The sequence below is a fragment of the Desulfonatronum zhilinae genome (assembly GCF_900182865.1).
GTDB lineage: Bacteria > Desulfobacterota > Desulfovibrionia > Desulfovibrionales > Desulfonatronaceae > Desulfonatronum > Desulfonatronum lacustre.
The window spans coordinates 22,253-45,010 of record NZ_FXUJ01000026.1 but is presented as its reverse complement, the minus strand read 5'-3'; the positions used below and the strand labels follow the sequence as shown (position 1 = coordinate 45,010).

Genomic DNA, 22,758 nt, shown 5'->3' with positions numbered 1-22,758 from the left:
TGACTGTTTACCTGGAAGCCAAAATGTATCGTCCATAAGGCTTAGCCTATTTCTATTCTTATATCGCAACATAGCAGTGACCTCGTTTTTTAAATCTTAATATCACTACTATAGCATACAATGCAAGCAAAATATTTAGTTAAATCGAATGCCTGCCCGGACTTTTTGCAGGGAGATCTCACCTTTGAGCTTTGAGAAAAGTTGCAGTAAGTTTTCCACGCGAGACCTCCTGAGTGGTTTTGTTTGCTTGTGGAAAAACAAACATAGCACGAAGGGGTCTCGCTTTCAACTGCAAGCAACTGTTTTTTAATATTATTTTTGAAATCCTAGAGAAAATCGCTCAAAAAATGTCTAATCATTTCAGTATGTTATGCGAGCAAGGCTTACCCCCTAGACATCTGATATTGTTAGCTTTTTTCAAGACGCCGCACGAAGGCATGTTGGCGGACAGCCGCGCAGAATAAAAAACCACCCGTAGTGCTACTGTCAGTAGTCGTGAAAAAACCGTGAAACTTCAGTTGGTTCTTTTCGATGTGCGCAAGTTGTCGCTCAATGATGTCGCTGGAGTATCCTTTTTCGTGGAGCATGGTGGAAGCGCTTGCCCGGAAGCCATGACAGGTCATCATGTCCCCGGTGTAGCCCATGCGCCGCAAGGCCGCGGTGATCGCGTTTTCACTCATGGGGCGTTGCCGTGAGCGAGCAGATGGAAAAACATACTTGCTGGTTCCAGTCAGTTCCTGTGTCGCCTTCAGGATCTCCACGGCCTGTTTGGGCAGGGGCACGAAATGCGGACGCTTCATCTTCATCTTTTCCGCCGGGATGTTCCAGACGGCCTTTTCCAGATCCAGTTCCGTCCACTCCATGGTGCGCAACTCCCCAGGTCGGACGAACAGCAGAGGGGCCAGCCTGAGGGCCTGCTTGGTCACGAAATGGCCGTCGTAGTCTTCGATGGCCCGCAACAGCCCGCCGAAGGCGTTCGGGTCTGTAATGGCCGCGAAGTTGCCTCGCTTGACCGGGGCCAGTGCGCGGCGCAGACCGGCGGTCACGTCATACTCGGCCAGGCCGGAAGCGATGGCGAAACGGAGAACCTGGCCGCAGATCAGCCGGACGCGTTTTGCGGTTTCGCCGTGGCCCTGAAGTTCGATTTTGCGCAGCACGGACAAGACGTCCGGAGCACGGACCGAGCCCACGGGCATGTGGCCGATGTCGGGGAGGACGTACTTGTCCAGCCGGGCACGGATCGTCTCGGAATGGGTATCCGCCCAGACGGTTGAAAACTTCTCGAACCACTCTTCCGCGACTGCGGAAAAGGTGTTGCGCCGGGCTTCGGTTTCGTCCTTCTTGGCCTTTACGGGGTCGATTTTGTGCGCAACCTGCTTGCGAAGCTCTTCGCGCTTTTCTCGGGCCTCTGCCAGGGTGATTTCAGGATAACTGCCCAGGGAAACCCTGTTCTCCTTCTTGTCGAGCCAATACCGGAACCGCCAAAGCTTGCTTCCCTGAGGTGTGACTTGCAGATACAGCCCCCGGTCGTCTTTCAACCCATAGGGTTTTTCCCGAGGCTTCGCCGCTTCGATTTGCTTGACCGTCAGCGCCATGTTGGACCTCCGTTGGGCTGAAAAAAGGTGACTGGGGGTTCGATGGAAAAAAGTTCCATCACATCAACCGGATACGAAAAATCCGAAAATCCTTTTTCATTCCCGAGCATTAAACAAAAAACCGGATACGCGGCCTCCATCACGAGCCGCATATCCGGTTTGGTAGCCCTGTCGGGGGGCTGTTATCAACTAAGTTCAAAGAGGTTTAATCTAGTCTTTCCTTCCGTAATTTTAAGCTTTTTTTGACCATTTTTGAACCTCTTTGAACCTTAAAAAATGCACTTCTGGCGGAGGGAGAGGGATTTGAACCCCCGGACGAGTTTCCCCGTCAGCGGTTTTCAAGACCGCCGCCTTCAACCACTCGGCCATCCCTCCGTAAGGGGTTACGATGTAAACCGAGACATGGATTCTGTCCAGTATCAGGACAGCTTCGAAGGCAGGTTCGAAGACAGCTTTGAAGACAGCTTTAGGCAGGCAGATTTGTTCTCGATCCTCACGCGCTATCCAGGTCGGTATCGAAATCGAAATCGAAATCGTGATCGAAATCGAACAGGCCATATCCAAGAAGTTATTATAATAACGAGATGATATAAAGTATTTTTCGATTTCGATTTCGATCGCGATCAGATTTTTGATGAGAACAGATTCGCCCTGCCAGGGGGATAGACTCGCTGGAGGTTGCGCGGCATCTCTGGTAGAGACGCTCCTTTATGTCCAGCCCCCCAAAAACCACCATGGGCCAAGCCGCTCCCTTCGCCCCTTCCTTCCACGAACCGCCGAAGTATACGTTTTTGAGCATGATCGGGGTGAACATGATGGTGTTCATGGCCACCCTGGACATGAGCATCGTCAACGTGGCCCTGCCCAGTCTCGCCAAGCAGTTGGACACGGACTTCGCCACGGTGCAATGGGTCATCCTGAGCTACGTGCTGGTGGTGGCCTCCTTGCTGCTGCTGGTTTCCCGGCTGGGGGACATGCGCGGCAAAAAGGGTATTTTCAGCCTGGGGTTGGGGCTGTTCACCCTGGCCTCTTTGCTTTGCGGGCTGGCGCCCAGCGTGGGCTGGCTGATCTTTTTCCGGGCCCTGCAAGGCGTGGGTGCGGCCATGAGCCAGGCTCTGGGCATCGCCATCGTCACGGAACTCGCGCCACCCGCACGACGGGGCCGGGCCATCGGCCTGATCGGGGCCACGGTGGCCATGGGGTTGGCCCTGGGGCCGTCCCTGGGCGGACTGATCATCGAATTCATCGGCTGGCGCTGGATTTTTCTGATCAACGTGCCCCTGGGTATCGCGGCCCAGTGGATCATCGCCAAGTACATGCCCGCCCTCCCCCCCAGGCAAGGCGGACAGCGCTTCGACATCCCCGGCGCAATCATCGCGGCCCTCACCCTGGCCGCCTATTCCATGGGCATGACCCTGGGCCAGAAGACCGGCTTCTCCGCTCCGATGAGCATATCGCTGCTCGCCGTGGCGACCATTGGGCTGATGGCCTTCATCCTGGTGGAACGCCGCGTCCAGCAGCCCATGATCGACATGAAGCTGTTCCGCAACCCGTTGTTCAGCATAAACCTGGTCATGTCCCTGCTGGTCTTCATTTCCCTGTCCGCCGGGTTCATCATGCCGTTTTTCCTCCAGTACGCCCAAGGCCGTCCGCCCAGCGAGGTGGGCTTGTTGATGATGGCCATTCCCTTGAGCATGGGCCTGGTGGCCCCTTTCGCCGGTGCCCTTTCCGACCACTTCGGGCCACGGGGGTTGAGCCTCCTGGGCCTGCTGATCCTGATCAGCGGCTGCCTGGCCGTAAGCACACTCAGCCTGGATACGCCGTGGTGGGGCTTCGTGTTGCGGGTGCTGCCCGTGGGCCTGGGGGTCGGGCTGTTCCAGGCCCCGAACAACAGCGCGATCATGGGCGCGGTGCCCCTGGAACGGTTGGGCGTGGCCTCCGGGCTGCTGAACTATTCCCGGGTCTTTGGTCAGACCACCGGCCTACCGATGATCGGCTCCATCTTTACCCTCTCCGTGGTCTCCGCTACCCTGGAACCCGTGCGCACGGACTTCGCCGCGGTCCCGCCCGAAGCCTTGTCCGCGGGCATCGCCGGGGCCTACCAATTCCTGGCCCTGCTGCTCCTGGTGGCCGTGGGCCTGGGCATCGCGGCCTGGATCATCGACCATCGTCGAACCCGCAACAAAACGTCGCGCTATGCCTGAACCTCGCCACCTCCCCTGCCTCGTTCTCAAATTCCAGGACTACTCCACCACCCTGGCCACCCTGCTGGACAACCTGGGTGCACCCGACGTGCTCAAGCGTCGCAGGCGGGTGATCATCAAGCCCAATCTGGTCAACGCCTCGCCCTTTCCCGTGACCACCCATCCGGAGATGGTCCGAGCTTTGGTGGAGTATGTCCGCCGACACTCCAAGGCCAGAATCGTCCTGGCCGAGGGCTGCGGAGACGCCTGTCTGAATACCGGCCAAATCTTCGCCGACCTGGGCTATGCCGCCTTGGCCGAGGAACTGGACCTGGAGATGGTGGATCTGAACCAGGCCCGTCTGACCCGTCGATCCGACCCGGAATGCCGTTTTTTTCCGCAAATTTATCTGCCAAAGACGACGTTCAGCGGACTGCTGATCTCCGTGGCCGTACTTAAGCGGCACAGTCTGGCCCAGGTCACCCTGGCCATGAAAAACATGCTCGGCCTGCTCCCGCCCAGCCACTACCAGCGCGGCGGCTCCTGGAAAAAGTCGGCCCTGCACGCGGACATGCAGCGCTCCATTTACGAGTTGAACCGCTACCGCGCCCCGGACCTGGCGATCATCGACGCCAGCGTCGGCCTGGCCGAATATCACCTGGGCGGGGCCACCTGCTCCCCGCCCGTGAACAAGCTGGTGGCCGGGTTCGACCCCGTGGCCGTGGACGCTGTCGGAGCGGGCCTGTTGGGCCTGGATTGGCGCTCCATCGGGCATATCAGGATGGCCCACGGCCGGCTTGGCTCGGCCGAAGCTCCGGCTTCGTATTCACCATAACCGCGCCGAGAAAAAAAACGTGTCCCGCCCTTCACTACGCTTTGCCGCCCAGAGCCTTCTCCAGGCCGCTTTTCTCCTTGCCTTGCTGTTCTCGCCCCTTATTTCTCACGCAAGCATTGATAATCCAAGCCTGTTTGCGGACGAAAACGGCATCGAAGCCGAACCCACGCCACCCTCCCCTGCCTGGTATTCCTTCCCCGCCACGCCGGACTTCACGCATCGCATCAGCCTGTATGCCGGGAAATACACCACGCAAAGCATGGGGGATACGGCCACCTTTTGGTCCGTGGATTTTGAGGAAAACCATCTCGTGGCCCTGGCCTACGCCCGGGACATGCTCGACCTGGCCTACGACCTGCGCCTGGGTCCGGAGGTCGGGGTTGCCGCGCGGTTTGGGTGTCGCTGGTCCGCGGAAATCTGGGCCGGGGCGGCTCTGCGACACCGGGGCATCGTGCTGTTCAATCGCCTGCGCCTCGAACCGGCCTTCACCCTCGGCCTGAGCTGGATTCACAACTCCATCGGCATCGAACGGAACCGGGAAGAAACCCAAAACGGCGACGCGACCTGGCTGGTCTACCTCGGCCCGGAACTGGCATTCTCCCTGCCCCAGTACCCCCAGTGGGCGATCTTCTACCGGCTGCACCACCGCTCCGGGGCCTTCCGCACCTTCGGCAACCTCAAGGGCGGCCACAACGCCAACACCATCGGCCTGCGCTACAGCTTCTAAGCCGTCGTCGCCGCAAATCCAAACCAGCCATGACCGGAGACTCCGACATTCCCCTTCCCGAGACGTTTCCCCATGTCCTTGTGGTCCAGGCTTCGGCTGGGGCCGGGAAGACCTACAGCCTGGGGCTGCGGTTCCTGCAACTCCTGGCCAGGGCCGGCAAACCGTCCGTCGCGGGACTGGGGCACATCCTGGCCCTGACCTTCACCGTGGCCGCGGCCCAGGAAATGAAATCCCGGATCGTGGCCTTTCTCAAGGAAATCGCCCTCCAGACCCCGTCCGGCCAACTGCTCCGCGCCCAGAGCGGACTCGACCCGGAAGCCGCCGGGGCCTGGCTGGAACGAATCCTGGATCAATACCAGCGCTTTCAGGTCAAGACCATCGACAGCCTGAACTTTCAACTGGTCCAGACCCTGGCCCGGCGCATGGACCTCTGGCCGGAACTGGAAGCCGGGTTCAATTCCGAGGCCTGGGCCAAGGTGGTCCTGGAAGGCCTGCTGGCTCGAACGGACTGGGACCAAGCCGCGGTCCAACCCTCGGGCTCCACCGAAAATCCGGCCGAGGCGGCTGGTCACGACCCGGAAGCCGCTCAATCCCTCTCCGCGCTCTGGGAAGGCATCTTCCAGGTCTACCTGCGCCAGGAGATGCGCACGGGGCTGCGCTTCCTGCCCTGGCTGGAAGAGCAGGTCACCGGGGTGGTTCGTGACCTCAACCAGATATTTGAACCCTTGGCCGTCACCTCCCTGGACGATCTGCGCCTGGCCCGGGCCAACTTTCTGCAAGCCTGCCGGGAACTGGCCACCACCTTGGAGCGCGTCGGTTTGTCGAATCACGTCTCCCGGTTCAAAGCCCCAAAACTCGCGGAACTTTTGGACAATCCGTGCAGCAACCTGGAATGCGCCTTTTTCGAGAAGATCGCGCCCGAGGAGCTGTTCAACAAGCCCGCCTGGGCCAACCCGGACCTGTCCCAGGCCTGGGATGCCTACCAGGCGCTCCGCCGGACCAGGAACGCCTTTCTCCTGACCCGGGCCAGGCTGTCGGTCGCTCCCCTGGCCCGGCTGCACCACGTGGTCAACCTGGAACTGGACCGGCTGGGCCGTACCCAGGGGCTGTTGCCCGGAGGCTGGTGGACCCGATTGATCCGCCTGCATCTCGCCCAGGGCGACCTGCTCCAGGAGGCGGCCTTGATCCTCGGCCTGCGCTGGAATCATCTGCTCATCGACGAATTCCAGGACACCAGCCGGGAGCAATGGGACGTGCTCCGGGAACTGGCCCTGGAAGCCCTGGCCGAAGGCGGAAGCCTGTTCTGCGTCGGCGACGTGAAGCAGGCCATCTACCGCTGGCGCGGCGGGGACTGGCGGCTGTTCTTCGAGCCGCTGGATCCGGCGGTGCTGCCCAACGTGGCCCCGGAAAACCGCCTGCGCACGGTCCTGCCCTTTAATCGCCGCTCCTGCCCGGAGGTCGTGAACTGGATCAATGCCCGATTCGCGCCCCTGGAACAGCCGGAACCCAGCGCGAATCTGGCCCAGGCCATGATCCCGGCCACGGACAAGGACGAGTCCCGGGCCCTGCTGGCCGCCACGGCGGCGGCCCTTTACGCCGAAGCGGCCCAGACCCCCTGGAAGGACTGCGTCGGCGCGGTCCGGATCACCGACATCCCCACGGACGACCTGGAGGGCGGAACCGAGGCGTACACGGCCCTGGCCCTGGAAACCCTGACCGCCCAGGTCCTGGCTCTACGCGAGGACTCCACCGATCTGGGCGGGATCGCGGTTCTGGTCCGGACCAACAAGGAAGCCAAGTCTTGCGCCGCCGCCCTGCTGGCCGCGGATATCCCGACCATCACCGAGCAAAGCCTGGTCATCTCCGCGCATCCCGCGGTGCGCGGCCTGCTGGCCCTGCTGACCTGGCTGGACCACCCCGGCGACGACGCCGCGTTGTACGCCCTGTGTTGCAATCCTCTCCTCTTCCGGGAATGTGCCGATGACGTCCCAGACATAACCACGCTGCTCCGGACAAGCGACGACCAGCCCAAGGACACCGTGGCCGCCCGCCCCCTCTCCCTCCGACTCCAGAAAGAGCAGCCGGAGTTCTGGGCCGGACACCTTCAACCCTTCTGGGAACTGGCCGGCCTAGCCGGGGCCTATGAACTGCTGCTGACCGCCGTGGCCCATTTCCGGTTGCGCGAGCTGCCCCTGGGCCAGTGGGCCTGGGTGGAAAAACTGCTGGAAACGGCCTTCCAGGCCGAAACCCAGGGCCAGGCCACCCTGTCCGCCTTTCTGGCGTTCTGGGAGGAGAACGCCGGGTCCTGCGTGGTCGGGCTGCCCGAGGGCCTGGCCGCGGTGCGGGTGATGACGGTGCACAAGGCCAAGGGCCTGGAGTTTCCCCATGTCTTTCTGCCCCTGCTGGGCTATGGCGAAAAAAACCGTCCGGCGCATCTGCTTCTGCCCACCGAGGACGGCCGACCGGGACTGGTCTCCACGACCAAGCCCCGGGCCGACGAGGTGGCCCGGATCATGGACCGGGAGCAAGTCCACTCCATGGCCGAGGAGCTGAACCTGCTCTACGTGGCCCTGACCAGGGCCCGGGAGAGCCTTCGCCTGTTCCTGCCCGAGGGCAAAAGTTCCAAGGGCTCCCGAGCCGCGGACTGGCTGCGGGCTCTGACGGCCAACCATTCCACCCCATTCACGTAATGCCCAGACCCCTGTTTCCCCATCTGCTGCTGGCCCCTCCGGACGCCTCGTCCTGGACCGACCCGGCCGCGACCTCGCGCCGACTGCACGGCGACGTGGCCCATCAGGCCCTGGCCCTGTTCGGGCCCGGTGAGATCGCCCCCGGAAAAACCTGTCAGACCGCGGTGACCCGTCGCCTGCGTCAGGCCCGCGCCCTGCTGGGCGTGCATCCGGCCCGGTTGGACCTGGCCCCGCTGGCCTCGGCCATGGTCCGGACCCTGGCCCATCCCCTGATGGTCGAACTCTTCTCCGAAACGGCCCTGGCCCTGGCGGAACAGGAAATCGTGATTCCGGCCCAGGTTTTGGCCCAGGTTTCGGGCCACGTCCCAGCCCCGGCCCATCCCCACGGCTCGTCCGCCGCCGCGCCGCATACCGTGGTCCGGGTGGACCGATTGGTCCTGCTGCCGGACGGCACGGCCTGGGTGCTGGACTTCAAGCTGGGCGTCGGCGACCCGGACGCGGACCGGGCCCAGGTCCGCTCTTACCAACGCCTGCTGGCCGACCTGCTGGGCCGGGAATGCCACGGCGCCCTGGTCAACCTGGAGCAGGCCGAGGTGGTCACGCTCCCGCCCGTGCAACCACGACACGGCGAGACGTCGGCCCCTGAAGCGTCGGGATGCCCGACCTCCGCGTTGCCCGAAGCTCTGACTCTCGAGGCCCTGACTCCCGAGCCACCCGACGATCATGGCCCGCCCCCCATTCGCGTCCTGCCCCTGCGTGCCGACCCCATCGCCCTGCTTCATGACCACCTCAGGGCCCGCTGCGCCGACGCCCCCTTCTTGGCCATGGCCAAGATCCAGGTCATCTTCCCCCATCGTCGACCGCGCATCTATCTGCATCAGGCCCTGGCCCGATCCCTGGGCGCGCCCTTTCTGCCTCCGCGCTGCTCCAGTCTGGAAGACTGGATTTTGCGCCAAGCCTGCCTGGCCTCGGACGATCCTCCGGCCGTGGCCACCCCGTTGGACCAGGCCTGGCTGCTGCACGAAATCGACATCAATCTGAAAAACGGACGGGAGTCGACGCCCTGGCATCGGTTTCTCCCCTGGGGCCTGCGTTTGGCCCAGGTTCTGGACGAACTGGACCGGGAGCGGATCACGGCCCTGGCCCTGGACCATCCTCCGGACGACCTGCCGGAAACGGCCGCACGGCTGCTGGCCGACCTGGGAGCGGTCCAGACCGCGTTCCACGAACGTCTCGCGGACCGCAACCTGACGACTCCCGCGACCTTGGCCGCACGAATCCAACCAAGCCTCCTTCCAAAGGAGCAGTCCCGCCCGACCTACCTCTGCGGCCTGTTCGCCCTGACCCGGACCGAGGCCGACCTGGTCCAGTCCCTGCGCCAGGCCGGAGCGGAACTCTGGTGGCAGGCCGACCGGCCCCTGCCCGAACCCTTGCGGCGCTGGGCCGCGGCCTGGAAGGCCGATCTGGACTGGGATTTCGCGCCCGAGGCCCAGACTGAACCAGGCCAGACCCAGGATTTGGCCCAGGATTTGGCCCAGGGTTTGGCCCCCACCTTCATCCTGGCTCATGACCTGCACTCCGAGTTGCGCCGTCTGGCCGAGGATGCCGCGTCCTGGGACCAAAACGACCGGGTGGCCGTGATCCTGCCCGATCCTGCCCTGCTGCGGCCCGTGCTGGCCCATCTGCCCACGGACAAGGAGGTGAACATCACCCTGGGCCTGCCCCTGGAACGCTCGGCCCTGGGCCTGCTCCTGCACACCCTGACCCGCATGGCCCGGGACGGACGGCTCACCGGCGTGGGACCGGCCAGCCGGGACTACCTGGACCTCTGGCAGAATCCCTGGGTACGACGGCTGTTGCCCGGCGGAGGGTTGGCCCGTCTGCGCCGCCTGATCCAGGGACGAGGTCATGCCTTTCTGGATTCAGCGGCTCTGGCGGAACTGCTTGGGGAGTGCGTTGCAGTGGACGTCGAGGATGTGCATGAGGTCGTGGACGAAGACGGGGACGAAGACGGGGACAAATATGCGGGCAAGCTTGAAGGCGGGCAGCCGGAAACCGATTCCGCGGGCTTCGCGGCATCCAGTATGGCCGGATTCGCGGCCCTTTTTCACGAGGCCTTGGACCTGACCACCCTGGAGGAACTGCGCGCATTCCTGCTGCGCCTCCTGGAGGCCCTCCAGGTGCGGGAACGGGCTCCCTCGGTGCTGGAAATGCACGCGGTCCATGCGCTGTATTCCAAAGTTCTTCCGAACCTGGAGCAGACCCTGAGCCGGGACCGTCCACTTCCTCCGGCGGCCCTGTGGAGCGTGTTCTGGAATTGCCTCGGCCTGGAGCGCATCCCGTTCAGCGGGGAGCCGCTCACGCCCTGGCAGGTGATGGGACTCCTGGAAAGTCGGCTGTTGTGCTTCGACAGGGTGATCGTGCTGGAATGCGTGGAAGGGGTTCTGCCCCGGACCGCCGCGCCCAACCCCCTGCTGCCCGAGGCCCTGCGCCCGGCCCTGGGACTGCCGCCGGGCTATGCCGAGGAGCGGATCATCCACTTCCATTTGCGGCGTTTGATGGTCTCGGCCGGGGAGGTTCGCCTCTACAGCCGCCAGGGCATGTCCCCCAATCCGCTGGAAGGCCGGACCATGCCCAGCCGGTATTGGGAGCGGGAGCTCTGGGACTGGGAAAAGGCCGCGGGCAGGCTGCTGCAGGGAAGCGTTTCCCGAGTGGCCCTGGACCTGGACCTGAGCCTGTCGCCGGGTCGCCCGCCGGAAAAGGCGGCCCTGGCCGAACGTCTGGCCCGGCGTCTGGAACGGGGTCTGTCCCTGTCCGCGCTGCAAACCTACCTGCGTTGCCCGCTGCGCTTCTTCAAGGAAGAGGTGGCCGCCTTCCCGCCCCGGCCCGACCCGCGGAGCGACCCCGGTGCCGCGGTCATGGGCCGGCTGGCCCACGACATCCTGGAGCGGCTGTTCCGGCCCCATGTGGGAACCACCGTGGTCCCCGGAGATCTCCTGGCCGGGTTCGACGACCTCTGGGCCGAGCTGGCCCCCGCCCATTTGCGGGAGGCTCCCCTGACCCCGGCGGCCCGGTTCCTCCAGACCCGGCTGCTGCAAGAACTGCTGCGCAACTACCTGCGTCAATCCGACCAGCCGGTCCACCTCCTGGCCGTGGAACAACCGGTCCAACGTCCCCTGCCCGGAACCGCCGCGAAAATCGTGCTGCGCGGCAGGCTGGATCGGATCGACATGGACCCGTTGCTGAGCATTCCCATGATTCTGGACTACAAGACCGGCGGCGCTTCCCGGCGCAACCCGTTGAACATCCATCGCCTGGACGAACTGGCGGGCGAATTGACCGACCTTTCACCGGGCGACGAGGCCGCAGCCCACGAAGGACTGGTCCTGGTCAACACCCACCTCCCTGATCCGCAACTGCCCGGCTACCTCTTTCTTCACGCCGCGCCGGCCCTGTGCGGCTACGTGCATCTCGGAGAATGGCAGGCTCGAAAGCGCTTCGTTCCGCTGACCAAACCAGGCAGAAAAGACGAGGTCGAACACCTGCGGCACCGCTTCCTGGACTGGCAGGACCAAGGCCTTCCCACGATCCTGGAATGGGTTGGCCGCCACATCCTGGAAGCCCCCCTGTTCTCCCCCGCCACCCAACCTGGAACCTGCCCCTCCTGCCCCTGGCGGATTACCTGTCCCTGGGCTTTGGAGGAATAATACCAATTCTGCTTCGGCAATGCGTTTTTCGCTTGAGAAAATGCAGGTATCGGGGTCGGCGTCGGGATCGGGATCGATACTGTTTGTTCGCCAATAATCCTAATTCGACCCCGATGCCGATACCGATACCGACCCCGATACCGAAAGAGAAGCTTTGAATTAGAAATGGTATAAGGCTTTGTATAACGGATGGCGTGGCTCTGGCCATGCTGGCGCTTGAATACCCTCCCCCCCGTCTACTTGAACCGACCATCCGACCTTCGCTCGGCCACGGTCTTCCCCGGCGTTTCCAGCCAGCCGGCCCGGGCCTGGGGATGGGAGTCGAATTCCGGGACATACGGCTTGATGTCCAGAAGCGGGGTGCCGTCGAGGATGTCCACGTTCCGGATATGCAGCACGCCGTTTTCGATCCGGTCCAGTTCCACGATGGACAGACCGATGGAGTTGGGCCGCTTGGGCGCCCGGGTGGCGAACAGGCCGCGGGGGACGGTGTCCATGAACGGCACGACCTCCAGAGAAAACCCCTGGCTGCCATGAAAGCGGTACAGCAGAATAAGGTGGGAAAACCCGTCCAGGTCCTTCAACCCGGCTTGGTATTCCTCCGATATCTCCACCGTTCCCCGCACCCCCGCCGCTCCGGCGGGCTGAATCGGCATGCCGCTCAACTCCTTGAACGGACTGCGAATCAGTCCAATGGGATGTATTTCCGTCATTGTTTCAGCTCTCCCAAGAAAAAACATGGCGTACAAAAAGGCTACCTGGGCACGGGGCCCTGCTGAGCCGAAAAGACATCCACATCACTGGAAAACGAATCACCCCGGCGAGGGGCCGCTTGAAATTCGCCTTCCGTCAGGGTCATGCGGTATCCGAAGGTCAAGAACGTCTCTGTGTCCGCGGGAACGGCTTCGAGGGGGATGGCAAAGGAAAAGTCCACTCCCTCCGGGACCATCCGTCGCACCAGATAGGAATTGCGATCCCGGGCCAGCACGATTCCTTGCTCATCACTGATGTACGCGGAAAAATCCAAGTCCTGAAACCACTGAGCCAGTCCGGGCCAGACTCTGGTATTCGGCAGGGCCTTTCCGGTAACGCTATACCGATCGCCCTCCACCCGAGCCAGATAATGAAAATCCCAGAAGTCCAGCGAAATGACGTCGGTTTGGTTCGGGACAAGTTGATTCCGCGGCAGGTGCTTGACGCTCAAGTGGGAACATCCCGTCAACAGGATCAGGAAGCTCAATGAGATCAGACTTTTTTTCATTTCGTCTCTCCTGGAAAAGGTCAGCTGGGGAATTTCAAATTGAACAGAGTGATGCCAGGACTTCCGATAGCCTCATCCTCCTATGCGAATCAAGCACTGAACAGATTGCAAAAACGCGGCGCCTGGCGGAATCATCGTTCCCCTCGCGAAGACGCAGCTCCCGCCACCCATCTCCAGGCAAACAACGCCAAAAGAATCACGGCGGAGGCCACGCCCACGAGCCTCCCCTCCTCTTCCTCCGCGCCGATGCGCCAATGCCCCAGGACGCCGACCATAAAATCAGTTTGGCCGTAAACCCAGTCCACCAACAGTCCCAGACCCAAGGTGCAAAACATGATCCCGGCCACGTAGATCACCGTGGCCCGCCGACCCAGGATTTTACCGATCACGGTCAAGGCCGCGGCATTGACCGCCGGACCGGCCAGCAGGAAGACCAGGGCCGCTCCCGGGTTCAGGCCCTTGAGCACCAAGGCCGCGGCAATGGGCGTGGAAGCCGTGGCGCAGACATACAGCGGCACGGAAATCACCAGCATGGCCACCATGGCCAGCACGGGATTTCCCAGCCACCTGGAGACCATCTCCGGCGTGAGCCACACGGAGATCCCTCCGGCAACGAGCACTCCCAACAGAAACCACGGGGCAATGTCCCGGAACAGATCGCCGAAGGCAAAAGCCATGCCCGTGCGCAAGCGGTAAAGAGGGGAGACTTCAGCCGAAGGTTGGTTAAGAGTCCGACTTTGAGGCTGCATCGGAGAGCAACCGCATCCTGACCCGCCCAGGCACGAAGACGAGGACAAGGACGAGGTTGGAAACGAACTGAGAGAAGGAGCAACCGAAGGCAAGGCGGACGGTTCTCTGCTCCGATCCAAAGACTGAACCAGGGTCCCGGTTACCACGGCCGTGAAAAAGGCGGACAAAGGCCGGATAACGGTCATGAAAGGGTCCAGCAGGGCCCAGGTTACGGCCATGGAATCCACGCCCGTCTCGGGCGTGGAGATCAGAAAGGCCGCGGTAGGCCCCTTGGCAGCACCCTGACGACGCAGGCCCGCGGCAGTGGGCAATACCCCGCAACTGCACAGCGGGATGGGCACGCCCACAGCCGCGGCCTTGATCAGACCCCGGAACGACGAAGTTCCCAGATGCCTGGCCACCAGATCGTCCGGCAAAAAGGCCTTGAGCAACCCGGCGAAGAAAAACCCCAAAAGCATGTACGGCGCCGAGGCCACGAGCACGTCCCACCCGGCCTGCACCACTTGAAACACCCAGTCCATGTTCACCTCCAAAAACGCTTGAAATGAACATATGACAATATGTTCAGATGTTCAAGAGAAAAGTGCCCTCCCTTCAAAGGCTGGACCATTAATTCAACCCGCTATTCCGCCACATGCTCCTCGGCCTGCTTGAGCAAGCCCAGGATATGCGCGTCGTCCAGGCTGTAGATCACGTTCTTGCCATCCTTGCGATACTTGACGATGCGGGCCGTGCGCAGCACGCGCAGCTGGTGAGACACCGCCGATGAACTCATGGACAGCAGCTCGGCCAGGTCGCAGACGCACAATTCGGAAATGCTCAAGGCCTCCAGGATGCGCACCCGGGCGGGTTCGCCCATGGCCTTGAACAGCTCGGCCATCCGCAGGAGAGTCTCATCCGGAACCATCCGTCTCGTCACCCGCCGCACCGCGTCATCATGGACGCACACCTCGCCGCAAACGTCATCCAGCCGCTGATCCATGCCTACCTCGATAAGACGTTCTTAATCGTCAGTTTTCTCAGTTTTTTGGCCATAATCCTCATGACCTTCAGGTAAGCTCCGACTCACCCGTTTCCTGCTTGCATTACCAAAGGCCAAGATATATCTTTTTGCCATATATCAACTTGGAGACATACCATGGAAACGGCAAAAATCTTCTGGTCCGGTCGATCACAGGCAATTCGCTTGCCCAAGCAATATCGCTTCGAAGGTGGGGAAGTGCGTATCCGTCGAAGCGGCAACGCGGTCATCCTGGAACCTATTGCCGACGATTGGTCATGGCTGACGCAGGTTGTCGGCCCGGTGGATGCGGATTTCGAGGATGCTCTTGGAGAACAGCCCGAAGAGCAACCTCGGGATGAGTTGGAGTATTTCACATGAAATACCTTCTGGATACCAACTCGATTATCACTCTGTTCAAAGGCGAACCGATCTTTTTGGAACGTATGCGACGTCATCGCCCGACGGATTTTGGCGTACCAGCCATTGTCATCCATGAGTTGTATTACGGAGCGTACAAGAGCCGTCGCGTGACCGAGAACCGGGAAAGAGTCTCCTCCCTACGCTTCAATATCCTTTCTTTCGACACAGAAGACGCCCGGCGTGCGGGTGAAATCCGTGCAACGCTTTCGGCGCAAGGAACGCCCATCGGACCCTACGACGTACTCATCGCCGGACAAGCCATGGCTCGCGGACTGACGCTGATAACGAACAATCGCCGAGAGTTCGAAAGGGTGCATGGATTTCGGCTCGAAGACTGGCTGAACGAATAACCGCCTTGGCTTTTGTGCCCCCTCCTCACCCCATACTCTGAATATTTCGGTGTTGGTTCAATGCCCGCCCGAAACCACCACGTCATACACTCCCCGCACCGAATTAAGCAGCACGACCCGCTCGGCCCCGTGCAGGTCCTCCGGCCGAAGCACCCGTTCCTTCAGCTCGCCCCGCTCCAGCATTTCGGCCCGCAGCGTCCCGCCCAGGAGACCGCATCGGATCGGCGGGGTCCAGAGGACGCCGTCCAGGTTGACCGCCAGATTCGCCCGGGTGGATTCGGTGAGTTCGCCGCGCTCGTTTTGCAGCAGGACGTCGCCGAAGCCGGGGTTCGCGGCCAGGGCCTGGGCGTAAATATGGCGATGGGAGGTCTTGTGGTAAAGGAAGATGTCCGAGGAATCCACCGCCGACGAGGCCAGGGTCACGCGAAGGGGGACGGAGGACGGCGATGGCGGGGGGAGATGTTCCAGGGCAACGACCCCGTCCTTGTCCAGAAGCAGGCGGACCATTTGTGATTTTTGGCCAAATCCCGCGGACAGCACGTCCAGTCGATCACGGATCAGCTGCACGTCCAGGGGAAAATCAAAATACTCGGCCGAAGCGCCCAGCCGGGCCAAGTGCCGTTCCAACAGCACATACCCTTGCTCCGGGGTCCAGAGCATGGTTTCCAGGAGCCGGAATTCCGGCGTCCGCCGATGCAAAACCTCGGCCTTGGTCCGACACTCCGCGTACTCGCCCCGGGCGTCCGAATCCCAGACGATCCCTCCGCCGACACCGTATTCGGCCCGGTTCCGACGCTGGTCCACCAATACCGTGCGGATGGCCACGTTGAACGCGGCCCGGAGTTCCGGCTTGCTTCCAGAGGCTGAACGCGTCGCCTTCGGCCCCACGTATCCGATACAGCCGGTATAGAGCCCGCGAGGGTCGGATTCCAGGTCGGCGATGATGCCCATGCTGGCGGCCTTGGGTGCGCCGGTGATGGAGGCCGGAGGGAAAAGGGCCGCGAAGATATCCGTCAGCGAACGCTTTGTCCGCGCCCGGACCGTGGAGACCATCTGCCAGACCGTGGCGTGCTTCTCCACCCGGCACAGGTCGTCCACCTCGACGCTGCCGGTTTCGGCGATCCGGCCTAAATCATTGCGGACCATGTCCGTGATCATCACGTTCTCGGCCCGGTCCTTGGGCGACCGGCCCAGCTCCCCGGCCAGGGCCAGGTCGTCCTCCAGGGTCCGTCCCCGGGGCCGGGTGCCCTTCATCGGCTCGGAAACGATCTCCTCGCCGTCCAGAGCGAAGAATCGCTCCGGCGAGAAACTGCATGCCGCCCAGTTCGGCAGGCGGACAAAGGCGGCGTGGGCCGGGGGCTGATCCCGGCAGACGGTTCGAAAATAATCCCAGGGATCCACGGAAAAGTCGGTTCGCAATCGAAAAGTGAAGTTGACCTGGTAGCAGTCCCCCACCCGCAAATGCTCCCTGATGCTCCCGAGGGCCTCCCGATAGCCGGATTCGGAAATGGACGGCGACCAGTCCGACGAAGCAAACCCAGGACCTTCGCCCCCCAGGACATCACGGGACGCGACCCGCTCAACCCGCTCGTAGATCCCAAACCAGAGCAGCGGCGGACCGTCCTTGGTTCGAGGGCAAACCCGCAGCGCGGAATCAAAGGCCGGGGCGGCCTCGTAGGTCACGAACCCGGCGGCGTACAGGCCTTTTTCGATCGTCAGGCGCTGAATCCGTTCCAAAGAAGACCGAACCTGAAGGAAATCCGTGACCCGGATCACTTCCAGGGGCCGTCGAAAGCCCAACCAGGAGCGGGATGAAGCGTCCCACAACAGGACGACGTTTTGTTCCCGCCATGAGGAGGACATGATTTCAGAAGTCGGGAAAGGAAACGGTTCGTTGTGATGTCGCCGAGGATTGCCGACGGGCCAGTCTTGGTTTGGGGCTTGTTTCCGGGGCCTGCTTCAGGGTCGAACATTCCGAGGAGAACAGGAGGAGCATTGAATGTGCAAAGCGCCCGCCCCCTCATCCCGGTCCATGTCCTGTTCTTCGAGCTGTCTCTCGGAAATCTGAAACGACAGGACCACGTCAACGGTCGTTCCCTGGTCCACGACGCTTCGGATGGCGATCTCCCCGCCCAGCAGGCGGACCAAACGGTGCACGATGGTCAGCCCCAGGCCGGCTCCCTGATGTTTCCGGGAATAGGACCCATCCACCTGACGAAAGGGTTCCAGGACGTCTTGAAGCTTGTTTTCCGGAATACCGACGCCCGTGTCAGCGATGGTGAACCGAACCCGGCACCGCTTGTCGTCCTCCCGCTCGTCCAGGGCGATCTCCAGTCGCACTTCGCCCTGCTCCGTATATTTCAAGGCGTTGCCCACCAGGTTGAACAGGATCTGACGCACCCGGATCTCGTCGCCGATCAAAAACAGCGGCAGAACGGAATCCAGGGCCGACGTCAGGGCAAGCCCCTTTTCCTTGGCCGCCAGCCCAAACAGACCGTCCATGGATTCCAGAAGCTTTTGGGCCCGGAACTCCCTGGAGTGGACAACCAGCTGACCGGCTTCCATGTCGCAGAGAGTCAGGATGTCGGAAAGCAGGTTCGTCAGCCGGTCCGCGCTGTTTCCAGCCAGGACCACGAACTGCTGCTGGCGCTCATCCAGATTGGTGTCCAGCAATATCTGCATGGCCCCGATAACGCCGTTCAGCGGCGTGCGGATTTCATGGCTCATGTTGGCCAGAAACTCGCCCTTGGCTTGATTGGCCAGTTCCGCGACCTCCTTGGCCCGGCGCAAATCCACCAGGAGTTGCTCGTTGCGCTCGCGCAAGAGCATGATCTCCAGCCCCTTTTGGATCCGTTCCAAAAACTCCGGCGGGTTCAGCGGCTTGTTGAAATATCCCTGGACCCTGCCCTTATTGATGGCGTCCACCAGCGGGTCGTAGTCGCTGTAACCCGTGAGCATGTAGCGCAACACGTTGGGAAATTCACCAGCCACCTGCTCCAACAGGACCGTCCCGGACATTTCCGGCATTCGCTGGTCGGTCACCAGGACGTGAACCTCCTCTTTGCGCAGGATATTCAGGGCTTCCTGGGCCGACTCGGCCAGACGGATGTCGTAGTCGCGCCGAAACAACGCCTTGAAACTGCGCAGATTTTCGGACTCGTCGTCCACGTAGAGGACGATCGGCTTTTCGGAATCGCTCAAGGCCAGCATCAGTTTTCCTCCGGAGTTATCGGCAAATACAGCATAAACGCGGCACCTTCGGCGACCTCTTCGTCGACCTCTTCGTCGACCTCCAGGAAGCCGTGATGTTCCCGTGCCAGATTGGCGCAGATGTACAGCCCGAGCCCGGTCCCCTTGCCCACCGACTTGGTGGTGAAAAAGGGATCAAAAATCCGACCCCGGATGTCCGGATGAATCCCCGGACCGGCGTCGGCGACACGCAGCACGGCATAACTCTTGCCCGCGCGGTCACGGACTTCGGTAGTCAGGGTGACCCGTCGCCGGGCCCGGTCCTCCAGAGATTCCACGGCGTCGATAGCGTTGTTCAGCAGATTGACCACCACTTGGCTGAGCTGACCGTAATTGCCTGGAATCGATGGCAATGGATGAAAATCCCTGCATACGTCGACCTGCGTCTTGTAGCGATTGTGCAGCATGACCAACGCGGAATCAACCAGTTCGTTGAGATCGATATCCAGGGTCCGGGCGTCGTCTGAACGGGAAAAGACGCGCAGGCAGCGCACGATGTCCTCGGCCCGCCACAATCCTTCAAAAATATGGGCCAGCAGTTCGGGAATCTCCTCCCTCAAGGTGGAATAGTCCATCCGCTTTTCGAAATCCGCCAACGCGGCCTGCTGTTCCCCGGTCATGACCCGGCGGCAATGATCCACCAGGGCGATCAGATCGGCGATATCTTTTTCCAGCCCATGGCAACTGTTTTTCACGAAATTCAACGGATTGTTAATTTCATGCGCCACCCCCGCGGCCAAAACCCCCAGCGCGGCCATCTTCTCCGACAAAACAAGCTGGTTCTGGGCCTTTTTGAGCTGATCCAAGGTCTTTTGCAGGGTCTTGTTCCGCTGCGTCAGATCATGTTGGACGTGGCGCAGGGCCAGATGAGTGCGGACCCTGGCCAGCACCTCCTCCACGTGAAAAGGCTTGGTGATGTAGTCCCGACCTCCCGCTTCGAAAGCCCGGACCTTGTCCGCCGCGTCTTCCAGGGCGCTGATGAACAACACCGGGATGTCCGCCAAGGCTTGGTCCGCCTTCAACCGTCGGCAGACCTCGAAGCCGTCCATGCCCGGCATGTTGATGTCCAAAAGGACCAGGTCCGGCGGCAGACGCCGGGCCGCCTCCAGGGCCATGGCTCCGGATGTGGCCGGCCGGACCTTGAACCCTTGGTCCTTGAGCATCCCGGACAACAGATGCAGGTTGGCCGCGACATCGTCCACGATCAGGATGGATGAGGCTGCGGATTCGTTCACGACGCTTTCTCCGGCTCAAAAAGACGTTGCAGTTCATCGAATAGATAGTTATCCACCAAATAGAGTATCCCCGCGACCAAATCCGGATGCTCCTGGTCGATCCGGGTGCAAATCTCCCGCAAAGCGTCCATGTCCAGACTCCAGGCCGCCTCGGTCAGGACCTCCAGCAAATCCGGCGGCAAACCGGCAAGTTGCTCCGCATTCACGGAAGGGCGCTCCGCCGTTTGCGTCCCCGGACCGCTTCCCGGCCCGACTGTGTCAGCGTCCGGGCTCTGGTCGTCCTCCTCAAATTCCACGTCCAGATGTTCCCGCAGCAGGCCGAACAGTTCATCGACCTTGAACGGCTTTTTCAGGAACGCCACGGCCCCGGCGGCCAGAACCCGTTCCTTTTCGGCCATCAGCACGCTGGCCGTGACCGCGATGACCGGGGGCGAATCCTGACCGTCCCGGTCCTGAATATGCCGCAGAACCCCGAACCCGTCCATCACCGGCATGATCATGTCCAGCAGGACGAGAGCCGGTCGCCATTGATCGTAGACCCGGCTGGCCTGCTCGCCGTCCGCGGCCTCATGCACGGTGAATCCGGCCTGTTCCAGCATGCGCACCAGGATTTCCCGGTTGGCCTGGTTGTCGTCCACCACCAGAACGCGCACCTCGCCCTGGCCGGGCTTCAGCACGGCCACCCGGCCCTGGCGCTCCCGAGCCCGGCTCGCGCCCGGTATTCCCGGGCCGACCCGGACAGTAAGCCGAAACGTGCAGCCCCGGCCGACCCGGCTTTGCACGTCGATATCCCCGCCCATCAGTTCCACGTAGGCCTTGGCGATGGCCAGACCGAGGCCGGTGCCGCCCTTCATGCCGCTGCCCGACACAAGCTGCTCGAAGTGGGAAAAGATAGATCGTTGCGCTGCTTCCGGAATGCCCGGCCCGGTGTCCTCCACTTCCACGGCCAACAATAAGGCGTCCGGGGCAATCGCCTCGGCCCCTGCATCCTTTGCGGACTCCGAGGCACGGCTTGTTATCCGGAGCACCACCCCGCCTTGATCCGTAAACTTGACCGCATTGCCCAACAGATTGTTCAGCACCTGGTGCAGCTTCTGTTCGTCGCCCCGAACCCAGCGCGGCAGCTCCGGGTCCGGAACGACCTCCAGGGACAACCCTTTTTTCCGGGCCAGGACTCCAAACATCGCTTCCAGGTCCTCCACCAGGGCATACAGATCAAAATCCTCCTCGCTGAGGACGATCTTCCCGGCTTCGATCTTGGACATTTCCAGAATGTCGTTGAGCAACAGCAACAAATGCTCGCCGCTTCGATACACGGTCCGCACCGAGCGCCGCTGGTCCGGCCCGAGCTGCGGATCCCGCAGCAGCAACTGGGTGAAGCCCAGGATGGCGTTCAACGGCGTGCGGATCTCGTGGCTCATGTTGGCCAGAAACAGACTTTTTGCCGTATTGGCCTCGGCAGCGGCCTCCTCGGCACGCATCCGCACGTCGACCTCCCGCACCAGACTCTGATTCAACTCTTCCAACTCACGGGTCCGCGCCTTGACCCGCTCGTCCAGCAGGTTGCGCTCGCGTTCCAGGGCCTCCCTGGACCCTTCGAGCTGAGCTTCGGCTGCCTGCACGGCCTCGAGCAATTGATTAAAGGCCTCGGCCAGTTCCCGAATCTCGTCCCGACTGTGGACGGAGAACCGGTACCGCAGGTCCCCGCTTTCCCGGACATGCTGGGTGCCGCGGGTCAGGGTCCGCAACGGAGAGAGAATGGAGGCGTACAGGCCGACAAGAGTAGCCAGGCTCAGCAGGCCGATGGCCGCGCCCAGGAACCACAGGTTGACGGTCACGGCATCCCGGATGTCCTTCTGGATTTTTCGATCATCAAGCAGGGCCACCAGAGTCCAACCAGTGGCCGGAGAGGGATGGACGTAGGCGTGCAGCCGGTCCTGGAGTCGATCCTCCGCATTCAGCACCAGATGCGCTCCGGGCTCGGCCAATGCCAGCCGTTCACCGTCCGCGAACAACTCGCGCACGTTGGCGAAAAGCATTTCCCGGTCCGGGGCGGCCAGCACCATGCCCATCTCGTCCAGGAGCAGGGTTTGTCCTTCGTGGCTCAGGGAAAAGGCAGTCACGTAATCCGTGAGGTCGGCCAGGGTGAGGTCCGCGCCGACCACGCCGAAAAATCTCCCGAACTCGTCCAAAAGCGGCGTGACCACCCCGATGTTCACGTCCGGAGTGGTCACGGAGCGGTACGGCGGAGTGCGCATCACCGCGTCCGGATGCCCTTTGGCCAGCATGTACCAAAGCCGGTCCCGGGGATCGTAGCGGGTGGGCCGCTCCCGTGGATGGGAACGGACGAAACTGCCGTTCTCGCGGCCCATGTACACGGAGTTGACGTGGGGGTGGTAATGGCGGAACGTCTGGAAGAGGTCGATGATCTCCTGCTCCCGCCAACCGATCCGGTACTCAAAGGTCGCTTCATCCGCGTCGAGAAAGCTGGTGAACTCCGCGTCGTGGGGCGTGCGTACCCGAGCGTCCACGGCCAGAATCAGCAGGTCGTTCTCCACGTCCTTGACGAACCGGGTCAAGGCGAAGTCCAGATGCTCCAACTGCTTGCCCATCTGGTACTCGATGGCCGCGAAGGTCCGCTCCTTGAGGGCCATGAACTGGACCACGCCCACGATCAGCAGGATTATCGCGCCGGAGGCGACGAACAAGGCGAGGGTTTTGGATTGGAGTCGCATACTGTTCAAGTTTATCCG

At 62.0% G+C, this 22,758-nt stretch carries 16 protein-coding genes and 1 tRNA gene; 7 read left to right on the top strand and 10 right to left on the bottom strand.

Annotated elements, in window-relative coordinates; all coding sequences use genetic code 11:
* Positions 1-407: 407 nt before the first annotated feature.
* Both AC559A_RS16330 and AC559A_RS16325 read right to left on the bottom strand, forming a co-directional pair.
* Positions 408-1,595 (bottom strand): tyrosine-type recombinase/integrase, encoded by a 1,188-nt coding sequence (locus AC559A_RS16330; protein ID WP_498818779.1) that lies wholly within the window; start codon positions 1,593-1,595, stop codon positions 408-410.
* Between the two features lie 285 nt (positions 1,596-1,880).
* Positions 1,881-1,970: transfer RNA gene (locus AC559A_RS16325), tRNA-Ser, on the bottom strand.
* Between the two features lie 335 nt (positions 1,971-2,305).
* Here AC559A_RS16325 and AC559A_RS16320 point away from each other — a divergent pair.
* Genes AC559A_RS16320 through AC559A_RS16300 form a run of 5 tightly spaced genes read left to right on the top strand, consistent with a single transcriptional unit; the run spans position 2,306 to position 11,737 of the window.
* Positions 2,306-3,799: an MFS transporter gene (locus tag AC559A_RS16320; protein ID WP_498818778.1), complete on the top strand. Its 1,494-nt coding sequence runs from the start codon at positions 2,306-2,308 to the stop codon at positions 3,797-3,799.
* A complete protein-coding gene (locus AC559A_RS16315; protein WP_498818777.1) occupies positions 3,792-4,613 on the top strand; it encodes a DUF362 domain-containing protein in 822 nt (273 codons plus the stop codon). Before AC559A_RS16320 ends, AC559A_RS16315 begins: the two co-directional genes overlap by 8 nt.
* 19 nt (positions 4,614-4,632) lie before the next feature.
* Positions 4,633-5,340, top strand: coding sequence for a hypothetical protein (locus tag AC559A_RS16310; protein WP_498818775.1), 708 nt, complete (start codon positions 4,633-4,635; stop codon positions 5,338-5,340).
* 29 nt (positions 5,341-5,369) lie between these two features.
* Positions 5,370-8,030 (top strand): UvrD-helicase domain-containing protein, encoded by a 2,661-nt coding sequence (locus AC559A_RS16305; RefSeq protein ID WP_498818774.1) that lies wholly within the window; start codon positions 5,370-5,372, stop codon positions 8,028-8,030.
* Entirely contained in the window at positions 8,030-11,737 is a 3,708-nt protein-coding gene (locus AC559A_RS16300; protein ID WP_498818773.1) for a PD-(D/E)XK nuclease family protein, read from the top strand. Before AC559A_RS16305 ends, AC559A_RS16300 begins: the two co-directional genes overlap by 1 nt.
* A 236-nt stretch (positions 11,738-11,973) precedes the next feature.
* Here AC559A_RS16300 and tsaA read toward each other — a convergent pair whose 3' ends face one another.
* The 4 genes from tsaA to AC559A_RS16280 form a co-directional block, all read right to left on the bottom strand.
* Complete coding sequence (gene tsaA / locus AC559A_RS16295; protein ID WP_028572029.1) at positions 11,974-12,450, bottom strand: tRNA (N6-threonylcarbamoyladenosine(37)-N6)-methyltransferase TrmO; 477 nt, start codon at positions 12,448-12,450, stop codon at positions 11,974-11,976.
* Positions 12,451-12,491: 41 nt separating this feature from the next.
* Positions 12,492-12,998: a hypothetical protein gene (locus AC559A_RS16290; RefSeq protein WP_498818772.1), complete on the bottom strand. Its 507-nt coding sequence runs from the start codon at positions 12,996-12,998 to the stop codon at positions 12,492-12,494.
* Positions 12,999-13,129: 131 nt separating this feature from the next.
* Complete coding sequence (locus AC559A_RS16285) at positions 13,130-14,269, bottom strand: SO_0444 family Cu/Zn efflux transporter (protein WP_498818771.1); 1,140 nt, start codon at positions 14,267-14,269, stop codon at positions 13,130-13,132.
* A 101-nt stretch (positions 14,270-14,370) separates the two neighbouring features.
* On the bottom strand, positions 14,371-14,730 hold the full coding sequence (locus AC559A_RS16280; RefSeq protein WP_498818769.1) for an ArsR/SmtB family transcription factor: 360 nt from the start codon (positions 14,728-14,730) through the stop codon (positions 14,371-14,373).
* A gap of 156 nt (positions 14,731-14,886) precedes the next feature.
* Between AC559A_RS16280 and AC559A_RS16275 the strand changes: the two genes are divergently transcribed.
* Positions 14,887-15,129: an antitoxin gene (locus AC559A_RS16275; RefSeq protein ID WP_498818768.1), complete on the top strand. Its 243-nt coding sequence runs from the start codon at positions 14,887-14,889 to the stop codon at positions 15,127-15,129.
* The gene (locus tag AC559A_RS16270) at positions 15,126-15,521 is read left to right on the top strand and encodes a type II toxin-antitoxin system VapC family toxin (protein WP_498818766.1); all 396 of its coding nucleotides are present in this window, start codon (positions 15,126-15,128) and stop codon (positions 15,519-15,521) included. Before AC559A_RS16275 ends, AC559A_RS16270 begins: the two co-directional genes overlap by 4 nt.
* 57 nt (positions 15,522-15,578) lie before the next feature.
* Here AC559A_RS16270 and pabB read toward each other — a convergent pair whose 3' ends face one another.
* From pabB to AC559A_RS16250, 4 genes are all read right to left on the bottom strand, one after another.
* Positions 15,579-17,384 (bottom strand): aminodeoxychorismate synthase component I, encoded by a 1,806-nt coding sequence (gene pabB, locus AC559A_RS16265; RefSeq protein WP_498818765.1) that lies wholly within the window; start codon positions 17,382-17,384, stop codon positions 15,579-15,581.
* 96 nt (positions 17,385-17,480) lie between these two features.
* On the bottom strand, positions 17,481-18,731 hold the full coding sequence (locus AC559A_RS16260) for a hybrid sensor histidine kinase/response regulator (protein WP_498818763.1): 1,251 nt from the start codon (positions 18,729-18,731) through the stop codon (positions 17,481-17,483).
* Positions 18,731-20,005 carry a sensor histidine kinase gene (locus AC559A_RS16255; RefSeq protein WP_498818761.1) on the bottom strand — a complete coding sequence of 425 codons (1,275 nt, stop codon included), beginning with the start codon at positions 20,003-20,005 and terminating at the stop codon, positions 18,731-18,733. Before AC559A_RS16255 ends, AC559A_RS16260 begins: the two co-directional genes overlap by 1 nt.
* Positions 20,002-22,740 carry a hybrid sensor histidine kinase/response regulator gene (locus AC559A_RS16250; protein ID WP_498818760.1) on the bottom strand — a complete coding sequence of 913 codons (2,739 nt, stop codon included), beginning with the start codon at positions 22,738-22,740 and terminating at the stop codon, positions 20,002-20,004. The genes AC559A_RS16255 and AC559A_RS16250 overlap by 4 nt, the downstream gene beginning before the upstream one ends.
* Between the last annotated feature and the right edge of the window lie 18 nt (positions 22,741-22,758).